We start from the raw sequence: 614 nt of genomic DNA on the forward strand, positions 1-614 counted from the left end.
TATCCCGCGCGCGCACGTTCCAGGGCGGTCCACGACCGAAGCGAGAGACGATTGGCAGTTGCAACGTCAAGGGGCATGTAGAGCACCTTGTTACTTCTTTCCGCGCTTTGCCATTTCGCGCTTCGTTGCGACTTGTCTCTTCCGGGCCATCCGGTCACTCGTCTGTCAACCATCGCAAGTTTGCAATTTACCTTCGGCTCACGGCCACATGTAGCTGCATCCCAGCCCGCACACGTGTAGTTACCATTCAATACGGTAGGCCGGATAAAACCAAATCGAGCTAACGCGCCGAGAGATGGACACATTGGCTGGTAAATTCAAGAAAAGCGAAACGAGCCGAGCCCGCATCCGCCAGAATCGCCCGCGCATTTCCCATCGCCTGCCTTCAACATCCCTCTAATCCTCCGTCGTATTCGACTTCTCCTCGACTTCATCGCCTTCCTCCTGCGGCAATTGTTCCCATGTGCTATGAACATGCCGCCTTAGAAACTCTCCCAGTTTCGCGCCATCACGCGCCGACAGCAGCCTCACGATCTCCTCGTGCTCATCGATCGCGGTATGCCACGTCTCCGACGTCACGCTTCCCTGGAACCGATAGCGGTAAAGCTGGCGGT

General features: G+C 56.5%; 1 protein-coding gene. It reads right to left on the reverse strand.

Annotated features, from left to right (window positions below; all coding sequences use genetic code 11):
* Positions 1-396: 396 nt before the first annotated feature.
* Positions 397-614 (reverse strand): FCD domain-containing protein (locus tag AWB65_RS35265; RefSeq protein ID WP_125474319.1); only part of this gene is annotated, 218 nt, incomplete at its 5' end.

It is taken from the genome of Caballeronia humi, assembly GCF_001544475.1.
GTDB lineage: Bacteria > Pseudomonadota > Gammaproteobacteria > Burkholderiales > Burkholderiaceae > Caballeronia > Caballeronia humi.